The 16,106-nt window shown below is 41.5% G+C and carries 14 protein-coding genes and 1 pseudogene; 14 read left to right on the forward strand and 1 reads right to left on the reverse strand.

All coding sequences use genetic code 11. The features are described 5' to 3' along the window. Nucleotides 1-18: 18 nt before the first annotated feature. Both spoIVB and spo0A read left to right on the forward strand, forming a co-directional pair. Nucleotides 19-1,326, forward strand: a complete 1,308-nt coding sequence (gene spoIVB, locus H538_RS0106020; RefSeq protein ID WP_026676831.1) for a SpoIVB peptidase — start codon at nucleotides 19-21, stop codon at nucleotides 1,324-1,326. A gap of 293 nt (nucleotides 1,327-1,619) precedes the next feature. After that, on the forward strand, nucleotides 1,620-2,420 hold the full coding sequence (spo0A, locus tag H538_RS0106025; RefSeq protein ID WP_035350325.1) for a sporulation transcription factor Spo0A: 801 nt from the start codon (nucleotides 1,620-1,622) through the stop codon (nucleotides 2,418-2,420). Nucleotides 2,421-2,519: 99 nt separating this feature from the next. Here the strand turns inward: spo0A and H538_RS0106030 are convergent, their stop codons facing one another. Beyond that, nucleotides 2,520-2,765 (reverse strand): DUF2627 domain-containing protein, encoded by a 246-nt coding sequence (locus tag H538_RS0106030; protein WP_026676833.1) that lies wholly within the window; start codon nucleotides 2,763-2,765, stop codon nucleotides 2,520-2,522. Between the two features lie 176 nt (nucleotides 2,766-2,941). Between H538_RS0106030 and H538_RS23220 the strand changes: the two are divergent. From H538_RS23220 to H538_RS0106090, 12 genes and pseudogenes are all read left to right on the forward strand, one after another. Further along, nucleotides 2,942-4,645 (forward strand): annotated as a pseudogene (locus H538_RS23220) (sigma-54 interaction domain-containing protein); the annotation flags it as partial. Nucleotides 4,646-4,784: 139 nt separating this feature from the next. Next, nucleotides 4,785-5,675 (forward strand): phosphate butyryltransferase, encoded by an 891-nt coding sequence (gene yqiS, locus H538_RS0106040; protein WP_407636375.1) that lies wholly within the window; start codon nucleotides 4,785-4,787, stop codon nucleotides 5,673-5,675. A gap of 30 nt (nucleotides 5,676-5,705) precedes the next feature. After that, on the forward strand, nucleotides 5,706-6,806 hold the full coding sequence (bcd, locus tag H538_RS0106045) for a branched-chain amino acid dehydrogenase (RefSeq protein WP_026676835.1): 1,101 nt from the start codon (nucleotides 5,706-5,708) through the stop codon (nucleotides 6,804-6,806). 21 nt (nucleotides 6,807-6,827) lie between these two features. Then, complete coding sequence (buk, locus tag H538_RS0106050; RefSeq protein WP_026676836.1) at nucleotides 6,828-7,952, forward strand: butyrate kinase; 1,125 nt, start codon at nucleotides 6,828-6,830, stop codon at nucleotides 7,950-7,952. After that, complete coding sequence (gene lpdA, locus H538_RS0106055) at nucleotides 7,953-9,374, forward strand: dihydrolipoyl dehydrogenase (RefSeq protein ID WP_026676837.1); 1,422 nt, start codon at nucleotides 7,953-7,955, stop codon at nucleotides 9,372-9,374. 37 nt (nucleotides 9,375-9,411) lie between these two features. Next, entirely contained in the window at nucleotides 9,412-10,404 is a 993-nt protein-coding gene (locus tag H538_RS0106060; protein ID WP_026676838.1) for a thiamine pyrophosphate-dependent dehydrogenase E1 component subunit alpha, read from the forward strand. A gap of 14 nt (nucleotides 10,405-10,418) precedes the next feature. Beyond that, complete coding sequence (locus H538_RS0106065) at nucleotides 10,419-11,402, forward strand: alpha-ketoacid dehydrogenase subunit beta (protein WP_026676839.1); 984 nt, start codon at nucleotides 10,419-10,421, stop codon at nucleotides 11,400-11,402. Nucleotides 11,403-11,429: 27 nt separating this feature from the next. Beyond that, nucleotides 11,430-12,716 carry a dihydrolipoamide acetyltransferase family protein gene (locus H538_RS0106070; protein ID WP_026676840.1) on the forward strand — a complete coding sequence of 429 codons (1,287 nt, stop codon included), beginning with the start codon at nucleotides 11,430-11,432 and terminating at the stop codon, nucleotides 12,714-12,716. Between the two features lie 79 nt (nucleotides 12,717-12,795). After that, entirely contained in the window at nucleotides 12,796-13,227 is a 432-nt protein-coding gene (locus H538_RS0106075) for a BrxA/BrxB family bacilliredoxin (RefSeq protein WP_026676841.1), read from the forward strand. A 50-nt stretch (nucleotides 13,228-13,277) separates the two neighbouring features. Further along, complete coding sequence (locus tag H538_RS0106080; RefSeq protein ID WP_026676842.1) at nucleotides 13,278-13,637, forward strand: DUF488 domain-containing protein; 360 nt, start codon at nucleotides 13,278-13,280, stop codon at nucleotides 13,635-13,637. Between the two features lie 235 nt (nucleotides 13,638-13,872). Further along, nucleotides 13,873-15,351, forward strand: coding sequence for an ABC transporter substrate-binding protein/permease (locus tag H538_RS26940; protein WP_026676843.1), 1,479 nt, complete (start codon nucleotides 13,873-13,875; stop codon nucleotides 15,349-15,351). Further along, on the forward strand, nucleotides 15,344-16,066 hold the full coding sequence (locus H538_RS0106090) for an amino acid ABC transporter ATP-binding protein (protein ID WP_026676844.1): 723 nt from the start codon (nucleotides 15,344-15,346) through the stop codon (nucleotides 16,064-16,066). Before H538_RS26940 ends, H538_RS0106090 begins: the two co-directional genes overlap by 8 nt. The last annotated feature ends 40 nt before the right edge of the window (nucleotides 16,067-16,106 follow it).

Genomic DNA, 16,106 nt, shown 5'->3' on the forward strand with positions numbered 1-16,106 from the left:
CAACGAGGAGAGTGAAAAATGAAAAATGATTATATAAGACGGATTGTAGGTGTAATTCTCCTTGGATGTTTAGTAGGAGTTGGTTTTTTAGAGCCTATCAGGGACTATGTAAACCTTCCTTCTTCTATTCATGTTTTTCAAGGGCAAAGCAAAATTATTTCCCACCTTCCTACAGGAATAAAAGCGGAAAACCAATTCAAACAAAACGCTGTTTATTCGATAGGAAAAGCAGAAAAAGGGAAGAAGAATTCCTTTTCCATTGATGCGAAAGAAAAAGGTGATTCAATGGTCACTTTAAATGTAGCAGGCTTTCCTATAAAAAAAGTGGGGGTTAACGTATTGCCCGAATTTAAAGTAATACCGGGCGGGCAGTCAATTGGAGTGAAATTAAACACATTAGGTGTTCTTGTTGTCGGGCACCATCTCGTTCAAACCGTTAATGGACATAAATCCCCTGGGGAACTCGCAGATATACAAGTTGGGGATATTATTACAAAAATCAATGGCGAAGCAATAGAGAAAATGAGCGATGTTGCTCCATTTGTAAAAAAAGCTGGAGAAGCCGGACACTCACTTGATGTAACTATTATCCGCAATAAAAAAACCTTTCATAAACATTTGATGCCGTTAAAAGATAAAAATGATCACTCTTATCGAATTGGTCTTTATATTCGGGATTCGGCACAGGGCATTGGCACTCTGACTTTTTATGATCCCGTTTCGCATAAATACGGTGCATTAGGGCATGTTATTTCAGATATGGATACAAAACGCCCTATTGTTGTCAATAATGGCCAAATTGTAAAGTCAACTGTAACGTCAATTGAAAAAGGAAGCAACGGTCATCCGGGAGAAAAATTAGCACGGTTTTCAAATGATGATCGAACATTAGGAACGATTTTTAGAAATAGTCAGTTTGGGATTTTTGGGAATTTACAATCAAAAATATCAAATGGCAAATGGGATGAGCCATTGCCAATCGCGTTTTCAGAAGAAGTAAAAGAGGGACCTGCAAAAATTTTAACCGTCGTGGACGGTTCTAAAGTACAGGCTTTTAATGTAGAAGTTGTAAGCTCGATTCCACAGAAATTCCCGGCAACGAAAGGAATGGTTATAAAAATAACGGATCCTAAATTATTGCGGTTGACCGGAGGAATCGTTCAAGGAATGAGCGGAAGTCCAATTATTCAAAATGGGAAATTAATCGGTGCAGTTACGCACGTTTTTGTCAATGATCCAACTTCGGGCTACGGGGTTCATATTGAATGGATGCTGAAAGAAGCTGGAATAGACATATATAGTGGCCAAAAACGAAAGGCAAGCTAATGCTTGTCTTTCGTTTTTTTTACATAAAAATTTTGAATATTTTAATGGATAGTTCTTTTATCGTATGGACATGGTTAAAAGTTCCTTGTAGAATATAAATTGAATAAAGAAAATTCGACACAGGTAAATATGAATGAATAGGAAAAATGTCGAAAACAAGAGTAAATTCAAGAAAATCAAAGCCATTTTAGTAAAATAAAAAAAATTATCTAAAAAGGGGGTTGAAATAAAGGAATTTGCGTTTTATTGTTGAATTTATAACGTATGAACAAGAAGTATGGGGAGGAATAATGGTGCAAAAAATAAAAGTTTGTTTGGCGGATGACAATCGTGAGCTTATAAATTTGTTGGAAGAATATCTTTCCAATCAGGAAGATATGGAAGTAATCGGTGTTGCTTATAACGGTCAGGAATGCTTATCATTACTTGAAACGAAAGATCCGGATGTACTTGTGTTGGATATTATTATGCCGCATTTGGATGGGCTTGCCGTACTTGAAAAAATTCGTTCAAATGAAAATTTCGCACAATTAAATGTCATTATGTTAACCGCATTTGGACAGGAAGATGTAACAAAAAAAGCGGTTGATTTAGGCGCGTCGTATTTTATTTTGAAACCGTTTGATATGGAAAATCTTGCGAATCAAATTCGCCAAATTTGTGGAAGTGAGAAGTCGACCGTCCAACGATCTGCATCAACATCACGAACAAATGCCATCAAATCAGTTAAACAGCCCCGAAACTTGGATGCAAGCATTACTAGCATTATTCACGAAATTGGAGTTCCTGCACACATCAAAGGATACATGTATTTACGCGAAGCCATTTCAATGGTTTATAACGACATTGAACTTCTTGGCTCAATTACAAAAGTTCTATACCCTGATATTGCGAAGAAATTTAACACAACAAGCAGTCGGGTTGAGCGCGCCATACGGCATGCAATCGAAGTAGCATGGAGCCGCGGAAATATTGAAAGCATCTCTTCTTTGTTCGGCTATACGGTTTCCATGTCAAAAGCAAAACCGACCAATTCGGAATTCATCGCGATGGTTGCCGATAAACTCAGAATCGAGCATAAGTCCGTCGTTTGAAAGGATTAGAACGGCCTTATAAAAAACACCTTTAAAACATTTGATCAAATGTTTTAAAGGTGTTTTTTGCCTAAATACAAATGAAGTAAAGAGACCCCCTCACAAGGGTCTCTTTTTTGAAAATCTAGGTTGCACTTTGTTTCTTTTGCGGTCCCGATAAAAAATAAATCCTCCAACAAATGCAAAACCAACAGCAAAAAAAATGGCGCCGGCTAAAAATTGCAGCCAGAGTTTGATAAATGGCGAATGCAAAACGCCAAAAAGGACATCTCTCATCAATTTAATTCCTATGACTGCGATGATGCCTGGAATGACCATAATAATAAGGGCGATAAATCGTTGCATCATAATTCTCCTTTGAAGTGCAGAATAAAGCACCCTGTGTTGTCTCCATTTTACAAAATCATTAACAGAATGTCGAATGACTCATTCTTGCAAAACTTTTCATAAAAAAGTATAGTAAGAATGTGAAATAAATTGCAATTATAAGAGGGTTTTGTATGCAAAATACATTGCGGAGTATTTTAGAAGCTACTCATGATGGGATGATTGCGATCGACAAAGATCGTAATGTAACCCTGTTTAATAAAAGTGCCGAACGGATGACAGGGATTCGGAAAGAAGAGGCCATTGGCAAATTTATTCTTGATGTATTGCCGACAAGCAAGCTGCCACGCGTCCTGGCAAATGGAGAAGCGGAAATCAATCGAGAACAAATGTTGGACAATGGAACGAAAATTATTACGACGAGGATCCCGATCATTGATGAAAGTGGAAATAAAATAGGGGCTTTTGCAGTATTCAAAGACATTACAGAAATCGTTAATCTAGCTGAAGAAGTAACCAATTTAAAAAGCATACAATCAATGCTCCACGCGATCATCCAATCATCCGAAGAAGCGATATCTGTCGTCGATGAAAAAGGAAAAGGAATTATGATCAACCCTGCGTATACAAGGTTGACTGGTTTAACAAAAGAGCAGATCATTGGAAAGCCAGCCGCCATCGATATATCAGAGGGCGAAAGTATACATATGCAAGTATTGCAGACGAGAAAACCCGTCCGCGGAGCAAGGTTAAAAGTTGGGCCAAATAAACGTGAAGTGATTGTCAATGTTGCTCCGGTAATTGTAGATGGAATTTTAAAAGGCAGTGTTGGAGTGATCCGAGATGTGTCTGAGATAAAAGAACTGACTGAAGAATTGCAAAGAGCAAGACAAATTATACGAACATTAGAAGCGAAGTATTCGTTTGAAGACATTATTGGAAAGTCAGAAGAAATAATGTTTGCCATTGAACAGGCAAAACTCGCCGCTTCAACTCCTGCAACCGTACTATTACGAGGAGAATCGGGAACAGGTAAAGAACTTTTTGCCCATGCGATTCATAATGCAAGCGGCCGGAAGTTTAACAAATTTATCAGGGTAAACTGTGCCGCAATTGCAGAATCTTTGTTGGAGAGCGAGTTGTTCGGTTACGTTGAAGGCGCTTTTTCAGGGGCGCTTAGAGGGGGGAAACGAGGATTATTTGAAGAAGCGAATGGAGGAAGTATTTTTTTAGATGAGATCGGCGAATTAGCTCCCAATACACAAGCTAAACTATTAAGGGTACTACAAGAAAATGAAATTCGCAGAGTGGGCGGAACAAAAGCGATTCCGATCAATGTTAGGGTCATTGCGGCGACAAACGTTAATCTCGAACGGAAAATTGCGGAAGGTTCGTTCAGGGAAGATTTATACTATCGTTTAAATCGCATGCCGATCTACATCCCGCCATTACGTTCGCGAAAGCAAGATATCCCTCTATTAACCGAGCACCTTATTCATAAGCTAAATCAAGATTACGGAAGAAATATCGAGGGAGTGACTGAAGAGGCGGCCGATTTTCTCAATCAATATGACTGGCCGGGAAATGTGCGTGAACTAGAAAACGTTTTAGGACGGGCCATCATTTATATGAATAATAACGAACAATATATTAATATTTCTCATATGAACTTTATTGAAAAAGACAAGCCGGAATTAGTAAAGGGAAATGAACAAAATAATCATGAATTGTCTATCGAACCATTAACAGTGCAAATGGAACGTTATGAAAAAAGAATTGTTCAGGCAACTTTAGAGAAGTTTAATGGTAATAAAACAAAGACCGCCAAATCATTAGGAATTTCACTTCGGAATTTATATTATAAGCTTGAGAAGTATGGATTGGTCGATTCGGTTTGAAAAACTGTGCATGCATTATTTTTCATGATGTGAAATGAATTGCATGGTTCAAGGACGTAAACGCTTTCAAAACCCTCTTTTTCAATTTGGCATACTTTTTGCAGTATCATTTATTGTGTTTTAAAGGAGGGTAGAGCTATTGAAACTAAGAATGTATCTTAACACCCATTCTCCGTCAAAAAAAATTGTATCAGTTGCTAGAGCAGAGGATGAAGATGTGATCGCTTCAGTAAAAGAAGCCTATCAATCAGGGTTAGCATCATTTTTGCTGTACGGTGACAGCAAAAAAATTCGATTTCATTTAGAACAATTTGAATTAGAAGAAAACGATGAATTAAAAATTATCCATACATCAGCAGATAGTGCGGCACTGGAGGCTGTGAAAGCTGTCAGCAGCGGCGAGGCGCATATCGTCATGAAAGGAATGGTAACGACCGCATCTTTATTAAAAGCAGTGCTTCATAAAGAGCACGGACTGAGAACAGGCAGAGTTCTCTCTCATGTTGCGGCGTTTGAGATACCTGGATATGATCGGCTTATCTTTATCACCGATGCCGCGATGAACATTGCGCCTGATCTAGAACAAAAGGCGCAGATCATTGAGAATGCTGCACAATTTGCCATCGGCCTTGGAGTAGATACCCCGAAAGTGGCTGTCTTATCAGCGGTAGAAGTGGTGAATCCATCGATGCAGGCGACACTTGATGCGGCTTGCCTTATGGCAATGAACAAACGGGGACAAATCAAAAATTGTCTTGTTGAAGGACCGCTTGCATTAGACAATGCAATATCGATAGAAGCGGCAGAGCATAAAGGAATTAGCGGTGATGTAGCTGGAGTTGCCGACATCCTGGTTGTTCCTCAAATCGAAACAGGAAATGCCTTATACAAATCTCTCATTTATTTTGCAAAGGCAAAAGTTGGAGCAGTCATCACTGGAGCGCGTGCGCCGATCGTCTTAACATCAAGAGCCGATTCGGCAGAAAGTAAGTTATTTTCGATTGCGCTTGCCGTTCGATCTATAAGTTAAAACATGCGAAATCACAAGGAGGAAATTAAAATGGAACTTTTTAAATATATGGAGATGTATGATTATGAACAAGTTGTATTTTGCCAGGATAAACAGTCAGGATTAAAGGCGATTATTGCCATTCACGATACGACGTTAGGCCCGGCGCTTGGCGGCACGAGAATGTGGACATATGATTCAGAAGAGGCGGCACTTGAGGACGCGCTTCGTCTGGCGCGCGGAATGACCTACAAAAATGCCGCAGCCGGACTCAATCTTGGCGGGGGTAAAACAGTTATCATTGGCGACCCGAAAAAAGATAAAAATGAAGAAATGTTCAGGGCGTTTGGCCGCTTTATTCACGGTTTAAACGGCCGCTATATTACTGCTGAAGATGTAGGAACTACGGTTGAAGATATGGATTTAATTTATCAGGAAACGCCATTTGTAACGGGAATTTCACCGGCATTTGGATCATCTGGAAACCCATCTCCTGTAACGGCCTATGGAGTTTACCGCGGTATGAAAGCAGCTGCCAAAGAAGCATTTGGAACGGATTCACTCGAAGGAAAAGTAATCGCCGTTCAAGGTGTCGGCCATGTTGCTTATTCGCTTTGCAAACATTTACATGAAGAAGGAGCAAAATTAATTGTAACCGACATTAATAAAGAAGCCGTAGACCGGGTCGTACAAGAATTTGGAGCAGATGCGGTCGATCCGGCAGACATTTACGGTGTTGAATGTGACATTTTTGCACCATGTGCTCTCGGAGCGATTATTAATGATGATACGATTCCGCAATTAAAAGCAAAAGTAATCGCCGGGTCGGCAAACAATCAGTTAAAAGAAACAAGACATGGTGACGCAATTCAAGAAATGGGAATTGTTTATGCACCGGATTACGTCATTAATGCAGGCGGCGTTATCAACGTAGCCGACGAATTAAATGGTTACAATAGCGAACGTGCTTTGAAGAAAGTAGAAACGATTTACGATACAATTGAAAAAATCATAGAAATTTCTAAGCGTGATCAAATCCCAACTTATGTTGCAGCTGATCGTTTAGCAGAAGAACGTATTGAAAAAATGCGCAATTCAAGAAGCCAATTTTTATTAAATGAACGTCATGCTCTTTCCAATCGTGTGCGATAAACGGAAAATACGGAGGGTTAAATGGTTCACCATAAAGAATTCCGCATTTTAACAATTAATCCAGGATCAACCTCTACCAAAATTGGCGTTTTTGATGATGAACATTGCATTTTTGAAAAGACAATACGACATGACATCGATGTGATCAATACGTACCATTCGATCATTGATCAATATGATTTTCGAAAAAAAACGATCCTGGAGGCGCTTGACCATGAAGGAATCAACATCTCCAAACTCAGTGCCGTAGTAGGAAGGGGAGGCCTTTTGCGTCCCATTGAAGGCGGAACATATAGAGTAAACAATGAGATGTTGAAAGATTTAAGAAAAGGCTATGCCGGGGAACATGCTTCCAATCTTGGCGGCATTCTTGCTTATGAGATTGCTACGCTCCTCAATATTTCTGCGTTCATCGTAGATCCTGTTGTCGTCGATGAAATGGAGCCTATAGCACGGATTTCCGGCATTCCCGAAATAGAACGAAAAAGCATCTTTCATGCGCTCAACCAAAAAGCGGTTGCCCGCCGGGTAGCAAAAATGGTTGGGAAGCCCTATAATGATCTTCGGTTGATCGTCACTCATATGGGTGGCGGCATTACCGTAGGAGTTCATAAATATGGAAGAGTTGTTGATGTGAATAACGGCCTGCACGGGGAAGGTCCTTTTTCTCCGGAGCGGGCAGGTACAGTGCCGATTGGTGATCTTGTTGACCTCTGTTTTTCAGGAGAATATTATATCGATGAAATCATGAAAAAATTGGTCGGACAGGGCGGACTTGTTGGTTACCTCGGAACGAACGATGCTGTGAAAGTCGAAAAGATGATCGCCGGAGGCAACAAGAAAGCCGAACTTATCTATGATGCAATGGCCTATCAAATTGCAAAAGAAATCGGTGCGGCAAGTACGGTGTTATCAGGGCAAGTTGACTACATTATTTTGACGGGCGGACTCGCATATGGAAAAGAGTTTGTCAAAAAAATTACAGAACGTGTCGAATGGATATGCGACGTTATTATCCAGCCGGGAGAAAATGAACTTCAAGCCCTTGCTGAAGGTGCTTTACGGGTTTTAAAAGGCGAGGAACATGCGAAGGAATACCCAACTACGTTAAGGGAAGAGATCCGATTAAAGGAGAGGACCGAATAAATGGCAACAGATTTTGATCTTGTCGTTCTCGGCGGCGGCACGGGTGGCTATGTAGCAGCCATCCGCGCCGCTCAGCTCGGGAAAAAGGTAGCAATTGTTGAAAAAGGAAAACTTGGTGGGACATGCCTGCATAAAGGATGCATTCCGAGTAAGGCTTTGCTTCGGAGCGCGGAAGTATATGCCACTTCAAAAAAAGCCGATGAATATGGAGTAAGCGTGCATGACGTCACATTAAATTTTGAAAAAGTGCAAGCGAGAAAACAAGCGATTGTCGATCAATTGCACAATGGAATCAAACATTTAATGAAAAAAGGGAAAATCGAGGTGTATGAAGGCATTGGCCGAATATTAGGGCCATCAATCTTTTCACCAATGCCTGGATCGATTTCCGTTGAGTTTAATGATGGACGTGAAAACGAAATTCTCGTTCCACAAAATGTCATTATCGCTACAGGTTCAAGACCAAGAACCCTCCCGGGACTTGACATCGACGGCGAGAAGGTCATAACTTCTGATGAAGCGCTTGAATTGACGGAACTCCCTGGTTCTATCATTATCGTCGGCGGAGGAGTGATCGGGATTGAATGGGCATCCATGTTAAATGACTTTGGTGTGGATGTGACGGTCATTGAGTATGCCGATCGAATTCTCCCGACAGAAGACGAAGACATTTCGAAAGAAGCGGCCCGAATTTTAAAGAAAAAAGGGATTAAGCTTGTAACAGGCGCCAAAGTGCTTCCGGAAACGTTGCAAAAAGAGAATAACGTTCAAATTTCGGCCGAGCATAAAGGCGAACAAAAATCATTTACGGCAGACAAAATTCTTGTTTCCGTCGGACGGCAGGCGAATGTTGAAGGAATTGGCCTTGAAAACACAGCGATTAAAGTCGAGAATGGCTTTATCAAAACGAATGAATATTATCAAACAGCTGAGAGCCATATGTACGCAATAGGGGATGTTATTGGTGGCCTTCAGCTTGCGCATGTTGCTTCACACGAAGGAATTGTTGCTGTTGAGCATTTAGCAGGGGTCGACACTCATCCAATTGATCCTTCGTTTGTGTCAAAATGCATTTACTCCAATCCGGAAATGGCAAGTGTCGGCTTAACGGAAAAAGAAGCAAAAGAAAAAGGCTTTACCGTAAAAATCGGAAAGTTTCCATTTAAAGCAATCGGTAAAGCGCTCGTTTATGGGGAATCGGACGGGTTTATTAAACTTGTTGTCGACGAATCAACAAATGATTTGCTGGGGTGCCATATGATCGGGCCGCATGTGACGGATATGATTTCTGAAGCGGGTCTTGCCCGGGTGCTTGATGCGACTCCGTGGGAAATTGCCCATACGATTCATCCTCATCCTACGCTTTCTGAAGCAATGGCAGAGGCCGCTCTTAGTGTTGATGGAAAAGCGATTCATTTTTAAAAAGGAACTTGGTTTTGAAAAAAGGAGGGCTACATTTATGGCGGAAAATCGTCATGAACGACTTGGTTTAACGGATAAAGACGTTCTTGAAATGTATAAAACAATGCTTCTTGCGCGCAAAATTGATGAGCGCATGTGGCTATTAAACCGTGCGGGTAAAATTCCGTTTGTCATTTCATGTCAGGGGCAGGAGGCGGCTCAAGTAGGGGCTGCTATGGCACTTGACCGTGAAAAAGACTACGTTCTTCCGTACTACCGTGATATGGGTGTTGTCTTATGGTTTGGAATGACGGCAAAGGACTTAATGTTATCCGGCTTTGCGAAAGCGGAAGATCCTAATAGCGGCGGGAGACAAATGCCAGGGCACTTTGGTTCTAAAAAACTGCGCATCGTAACAGGTTCATCACCGGTAACGACACAGGTTCCTCACGCAGTTGGGATCGCCCTCGCCGGAAAACTTGACGGAAAGGATCTCGTTACCTTTACAACATTTGGCGAAGGTTCGTCAAACCAGGGGGATTTCCATGAAGGCGTGAACTTTGCGAGTGTACATAAATTGCCCGTTATTTTTATGTGCGAAAATAATAAATATGCGATTTCTGTTCCAATTTCTAAGCAATTGGCTTGTGAAAATGTTTCGGACCGCGCGATCGGTTACGGAATAAAAGGGGTAACCGTTGATGGAAACGATCCGCTTGCCGTATATGAAGCGGTGAAGGAAGCGGCAGACCGGGGACGCCGGGGAGAAGGCCCGACCCTCGTTGAAACGGTATCTTATCGGTTAACCCCGCATTCAAGCGATGATGATGATCGTGCGTATCGGACCCGGGAAGAAGTTGAGGAAGCGAAACAGAAAGATTCCATTTATACGTTTGCTCAATATTTAAAAGAGGTAGGCGTTTTAACAGACGATTCGGAAAAAAAATTGCACGAAGAAATTGCAAACATTATCGACGAAGCGACAGATTATGCCGAAAATGCGCCATATGCTGACCCTGAAGAAGCGCTGCGGCATGTATATGCGGAGTAAAGGGGGAATAGTTAATGCCTGTTATCTCATATATTGATGCGGTAACTCAAGCGATTAGAGAAGAAATGAAACGAGACAAAAAAGTGTTTGTTGTCGGAGAAGACGTTGGCGTACGGGGCGGAGTATTCCGTGCAACGGCAGGATTAATTGAAGAGTTCGGCGAGGACCGCGTGATTGATTCCCCGCTGACCGAATCCGCGATTGCTGGTGTTGGAATTGGAGCAGCAATGTACGGAATGAGGCCGATTGCCGAAATGCAATTTGCCGATTTTATTATGCCCGCGGTTAACCAGATCATTTCCGAAGCGGCAAAAATCCGTTACCGTTCCAATAATGACTGGAATTGTCCGATCACGATACGTGCCCCTTATGGCGGAGGTGTCCACGGCGCCCTCTATCATTCTCAATCGGTAGAAGCGATATTCGCCAATGTTCCGGGATTGAAAATCGTTATGCCTTCAACGCCTTATGACGTAAAAGGACTTTTAAAATCTGCCATTCGTGACGAAGATCCTGTTCTTTTCTTTGAACATAAACGGGCCTACCGTTTAATTAAAGGTGAGGTGCCGGAAGAAGAATATACACTTCCGATCGGAAAAGCGGATGTAAAACGTGAAGGGGAAGATATTACGGTTATTACGTACGGATTATGCGTTCATTTTGCCCTTCAAGCGGCAGAAAAACTTGAAAAAGACGGCATTTCCGCGCACGTTCTTGATTTAAGAACCGTTTATCCTTTAGATAAAGAAGCGATTATTGAAGCGGCTTCAAAGACTGGGAAAGTGCTGCTCGTTACGGAAGATAACAAAGAAGGAAGCGTGATGAGCGAAGTGGCGGCCATTATTGCGGAAAACTGCCTGTTCGATCTTGACGCACCAGTAAAACGTCTGGCGGGACCTGACGTACCGGCGATGCCATATGCTCCGACAATGGAAAAATACTTCATGATCAATCCGGAAAAAATTGAAAAAGCAATGAGAGAACTTGCTGAATTTTAATGGAAAGACAGGCAGGAGGAATAAAACATGGCTACCGAAAAAATTTTAATGCCCCAGCTTGGGGAAAGTGTAACAGAAGGTACGATCAGTAAATGGCTTGTTAATGTTGGAGACACGGTTAAAAAATACGATCCGATCGCAGAAGTAATGACGGACAAAGTGAATGCGGAAGTTCCTTCATCTTTTAGCGGAACCATTAAAGAGCTTGTTGGAAACGAAGGAGAAACGTACGGCGTTGGTGAATTAATTTGTTACATTGAGACGGAAGAATCCGGAAAAGAAAAACAAGAAACAGCCAAAAAAGAAGAGGCCCTTAACGAAGAAAAAACTCAAACTGCTGTTTCTGCGCCTAAAGGGGATCAATCCGCAAAGAGCCGATACTCACCGGCCGTTTTACGATTGGCGAATGAGCATAACATTGATCTGTCTCAAGTAAGCGGTACGGGCTTAAATGGCCGAATTACCCGAAAAGACATTCAGAAGCTAATAGAGTCAGGTAGTGCGCCGGTTGTGCAAGAACAAGTTCCAAATGCAGGTGCAACCGAAAAACAAGAAACGGAAAAAACAAAAATAACAAGTGAAACGCCAGCACCTTCTATATCCAGCATGCCTGGAGATATCGAAATTCCGGTTTCCGGGGTAAGAAAAGCAATTGCTGCCAATATGGTTAAAAGCAAGCATGAAGCTCCACATGCATGGACGATGGTTGAAGTCGATGTAACGAACTTGGTGAACTACCGAAACAGTGTGAAAAATGATTTCAAAGCAAAAGAAGGCTACAATTTAACGTTCTTGCCATTCTTTATTAAAGCGGTTGTCGAATCATTAAAGGAATTTCCACAGCTTAATTCCATGTGGGCAGGAGATAAAATCATTCAGAAAAAAGACATCAATATTTCTATTGCAGTTGCGACAGACGATGCTCTTTACGTGCCTGTTATTAAACATGCTGATGAGAAAAGCATAAAAGGAATTGCCCGTGAAGTTAAAGAACTTGCGGATAAGGTGAGATCAAACCGCTTATTAGCGGATGATATGAAAGGCGGAACATTTACTGTAAATAATACAGGTTCATTCGGCTCAGTCATGTCTACACCGATTATCAATTACCCGCAAGCAGCTATTCTTTCCGTTGAATCGATCGTTAAACGTCCTGTTGTCATGAACAATGGAATGATCGCGGTAAGGGATATGGTCAATCTTTGTCTTTCCTTAGATCACCGCGTCCTCGACGGATTAGTTTGCGGACGTTTCCTGGCAAGGGTAAAAGAACGTCTCGAAAATATGACAGCAGAAAATACGTCCATCTATTAAAAGACGCCGAGCAGGCGTCTTTTCTTTATGGAGAGAAAGGGATAAAATAAAAGCAGAATGTTTTCAAAGGAGTGGAAGTATGGATTTCAACTTTAACCTTTTTATGAATGATGTCGTTGAAACCGCACGAAAAGAAATGATTGAAGCGGGGTATGAAGAACTAAAAACGCCGGAAGCCGTTGAAGAGGCATTAAGTAAAAAAGGAACGACACTTGTCATGGTTAACTCAGTCTGTGGCTGTGCAGGCGGGATCGCGCGGCCGGCTGCGGCATTTTCCGTTAAACAGGATGTAAGGCCCGATTACCTCGTAACCGTTTTTGCCGGACAGGATAAAGAGGCGACAGAAAAGGCGCGTTCCTATTTTACCGGTTATCCGCCTTCCTCACCTTCATTTGCTTTATTAAAAGACGGCGAAATTCAGACGATGGTTGAGCGGCACGAAATTGAAGGACATGATCCTATGGAAGTCGTAAATAAATTGCGTGCTGCTTTTGACCAATATTGCAAGTAGAAAGAAGAGGGGAATCCCTCTTCTTTCTGTGCAAAAAGGAGTGACGGGTCATGATTCAAACGAAGCGAATCTATGAAGAGTTCAGCGATAAAGACGGAAAAAGAGTGCTTGTTGACCGTATTTGGCCAAGAGGAGTATCTAAAGAGAATGCCCGTCTCGACGAATGGATAAAGACAGTTGCACCGAGTACGGAATTAAGAACATGGTTCGGTCACGACCCCGAAAAATTTGCCGTTTTTAAAAAGAAGTATGAAAAAGAACTTCAAGAAAAGAAGGAAGATGTACAGAAATTAAAAAAATGGGCAATGGAAGGGACGCTTACCCTTCTTTATGCTGCCAAAGATAAGACGCATAACCAGGCGGTCGTTTTAAAGGAATATTTAGAAAGATTGGAGGGAGGCAAAATTTAAATGACAAATTATGTGTTTCCCTTGAATAGTACAGGGTGTCATTTTTCGACATCCTGTTTTTTATTCGTGAAATTGTATAAACATACATTCAGAATTATATAAAAACGGGAATGTCAGTATTCTTGTGTTAAAATACAGTATAATGAATAAATATTTATGAATATTTATCTTGCCAGAATACAAATCCTAATTCATAATATTAGTAATTGTTCGACAAAAACTAGGGGGATGACACATGTTCAAAAAGAAGCAGATCATTTTTGCACTTATTTTTTCATTTCTCCTTTCGGCCATGGGAAGCTTCGGTTTTCTCCATTCAAAAAACGGTTCAGTTGCCCATGCCGAGGGAAACAAAAAAACGCTTGTTATGGCTACATCAGCGGACTATCCGCCTTATGAGTTTATCGATACTGCTAAGGGGAATAAAGAAATCACTGGTTTTGACATCGATATCGCAAGAAAGATTACCGATAAATTAGGATATAAATTAGTCGTCAAAGATATGGATTTCAACGGCTTAATCCCTGCATTGAATGCGGGACGGGCTGATTTCGTCATGGCAGGCATGACCGCAAACGAAGAAAGGAAAAAAGTGGTTGATTTTTCCGATACGTATTATGCGGCAAAGCAACTAATAGTGACAAACAACCCTAAAATCAAAACGATTGATGACCTTAAAGGAAGAACGGTCGGTGTTCAATTGGGATCCATTCAGGAAGGGATCGCAAAGGATCTCTCGAAAAAAGTGAAAATTAAAAAGATTGAAAAGCGAAACAAAATACCTGACCTCGTGCAAGAAATGTTTTCTGGCCGATTTGATGCGGCAGTCATTGAAGACGGCCCGGCGATCGAGTTTTTAAACAAGTACAGTCAATTAAATGGATTTCCGATTCCCGGCGTAAAAGCGGAAGGCTCGGCGATTGCTTTTCCTAAAGGCAGTCCGCTTGTTGAAGCATTTAATAATGAATTAAAAGAAATGAAGGCAAACGGCGAAATCGAAAAACTTCGAAAAAAATGGTTTGAGCCAAGAAAAAAAGCGAAAAAATCACATGAAGGCATTATTAACTTCGGAGCGATTAAACCTTCTATCGGGTTTATATTCACTGGAATTATAACGACTTTAAAATTTGTCGTCGTTTCGATCGTTCTCGGATTTATATTAGGAACAATCCTTTCACTATTTAAGATTAGTAAAATTCGTATACTAAAATGGTTTGCGGATGCGTATACGTCGGTTTTCCGGGGAACCCCGCTTATTCTGCAACTTGTGCTTATTTATTTTGCCACACCGCAATTAACGGATTACAAAATCACTCCATTTGTAGCGGGAGTTCTGACGTTCGGGCTTAACTCCGCGGCATATGTATCAGAAATCATCCGTGCCGGCATCCAGGCGGTGGATAAAGGGCAAAGCGAAGCCGCGGTTGCACTGGGCGTTCCTTATAAATTAATGATGCGGCAAATCATTTTGCCGCAGGCGTTGAAAAATATTTTGCCGGCGTTAATGAACGAATTCATTACGTTAACGAAGGAATCTGCCATTATTTCCGTCATCGGTACGATGGATATTATGCGCCGAGCTCAAATTGTTAGTTCGAATACGTACCGCTATTTTGAACCGTTGATCATTGCAGCCATCATTTATTACGCTATGGTAATGATCTTAACCGTTTTAGGACGCATGCTTGAAAGGAGAATGAGACGCGGTGATTAAGATTAAAGATCTTCATAAAACATTCGGGAACAATGAAGTATTGAAAGGGATCGACACAGAAATTAAACAAGGGGAAGTTGTGGCTATCATCGGTCCGTCCGGTTCGGGAAAATCAACGTTTCTCCGCTGCATAAATTTGCTTGAAACTCCAACAAGCGGCCAGGTGTGGGTAAACGACAAAGAAATTACTAATCCGAAAACAAATGTTGCTCTAGTGCGGAAAAAAATCGGCATGGTGTTTCAGCACTTTCATTTGTTTCCACATATGACAGTGCTTGAGAATTTGACTTATGCACCGATGAAAGTGAACCAGCTGTCAAAAGAAGAAGCGGTAAAAATCGCCCGTGATCTGCTGCAAAAAGTAGGCCTTGCGGAAAAAGAAAATGAATATCCGAGCCGGCTATCCGGCGGCCAGAAACAACGTGTCGCCATCGCCCGTGCACTGGCAATGAACCCTGACATTATGTTGTTTGATGAACCGACTTCAGCACTTGACCCGGAAATGGTCAAGGAAGTGTTGGAAGTTATTAAGTCACTTGCGAAAAGCGGCATGACAATGGCGATTGTGACACACGAAATGGGATTTGCCAGAGAAGTGGCGGATCGCGTCTTATTCCTGGATGGAGGAAAACTGGTTGAAGATGCGCCACCGGCAGAATTTTTTGCAAGCCCGAAAACAGAACGTGCGAAATCATTTCTTGAAAAAGTATTATAAAAAGACCCTATTCGGGTCTTTTTATTTTATGGTTGAAAGG

Origin of the sequence: Fictibacillus gelatini DSM 15865, from assembly GCF_000430745.1 — a bacterium.
Taxonomy (GTDB): Bacteria; Bacillota; Bacilli; order Bacillales; family Fictibacillaceae; genus Fictibacillus_A; species Fictibacillus_A gelatini.

What these genes read in the sequence shown, in the direction of transcription:
- buk (WP_026676836.1), top strand. Translation starts at nt 6,828, where the DNA reads ATGGTTCACCATAAAGAATTCCGCATTTTAACAATTAATCCAGGATCA.
- H538_RS0106065 (WP_026676839.1), top strand. Translation starts at nt 10,419, where the DNA reads ATGCCTGTTATCTCATATATTGATGCGGTAACTCAAGCGATTAGAGAA.
- lpdA (WP_026676837.1), top strand. Translation starts at nt 7,953, where the DNA reads ATGGCAACAGATTTTGATCTTGTCGTTCTCGGCGGCGGCACGGGTGGC.
- H538_RS0106080 (WP_026676842.1), top strand. Translation starts at nt 13,278, where the DNA reads ATGATTCAAACGAAGCGAATCTATGAAGAGTTCAGCGATAAAGACGGA.
- spoIVB (WP_026676831.1), top strand. Translation starts at nt 19, where the DNA reads ATGAAAAATGATTATATAAGACGGATTGTAGGTGTAATTCTCCTTGGA.
- bcd (WP_026676835.1), top strand. Translation starts at nt 5,706, where the DNA reads ATGGAACTTTTTAAATATATGGAGATGTATGATTATGAACAAGTTGTA.
- H538_RS0106075 (WP_026676841.1), top strand. Translation starts at nt 12,796, where the DNA reads ATGGATTTCAACTTTAACCTTTTTATGAATGATGTCGTTGAAACCGCA.
- H538_RS0106030 (WP_026676833.1), bottom strand. Translation starts at nt 2,765, where the DNA reads ATGCAACGATTTATCGCCCTTATTATTATGGTCATTCCAGGCATCATC.
- H538_RS26940 (WP_026676843.1), top strand. Translation starts at nt 13,873, where the DNA reads ATGTTCAAAAAGAAGCAGATCATTTTTGCACTTATTTTTTCATTTCTC.
- H538_RS0106070 (WP_026676840.1), top strand. Translation starts at nt 11,430, where the DNA reads ATGGCTACCGAAAAAATTTTAATGCCCCAGCTTGGGGAAAGTGTAACA.
- H538_RS0106060 (WP_026676838.1), top strand. Translation starts at nt 9,412, where the DNA reads ATGGCGGAAAATCGTCATGAACGACTTGGTTTAACGGATAAAGACGTT.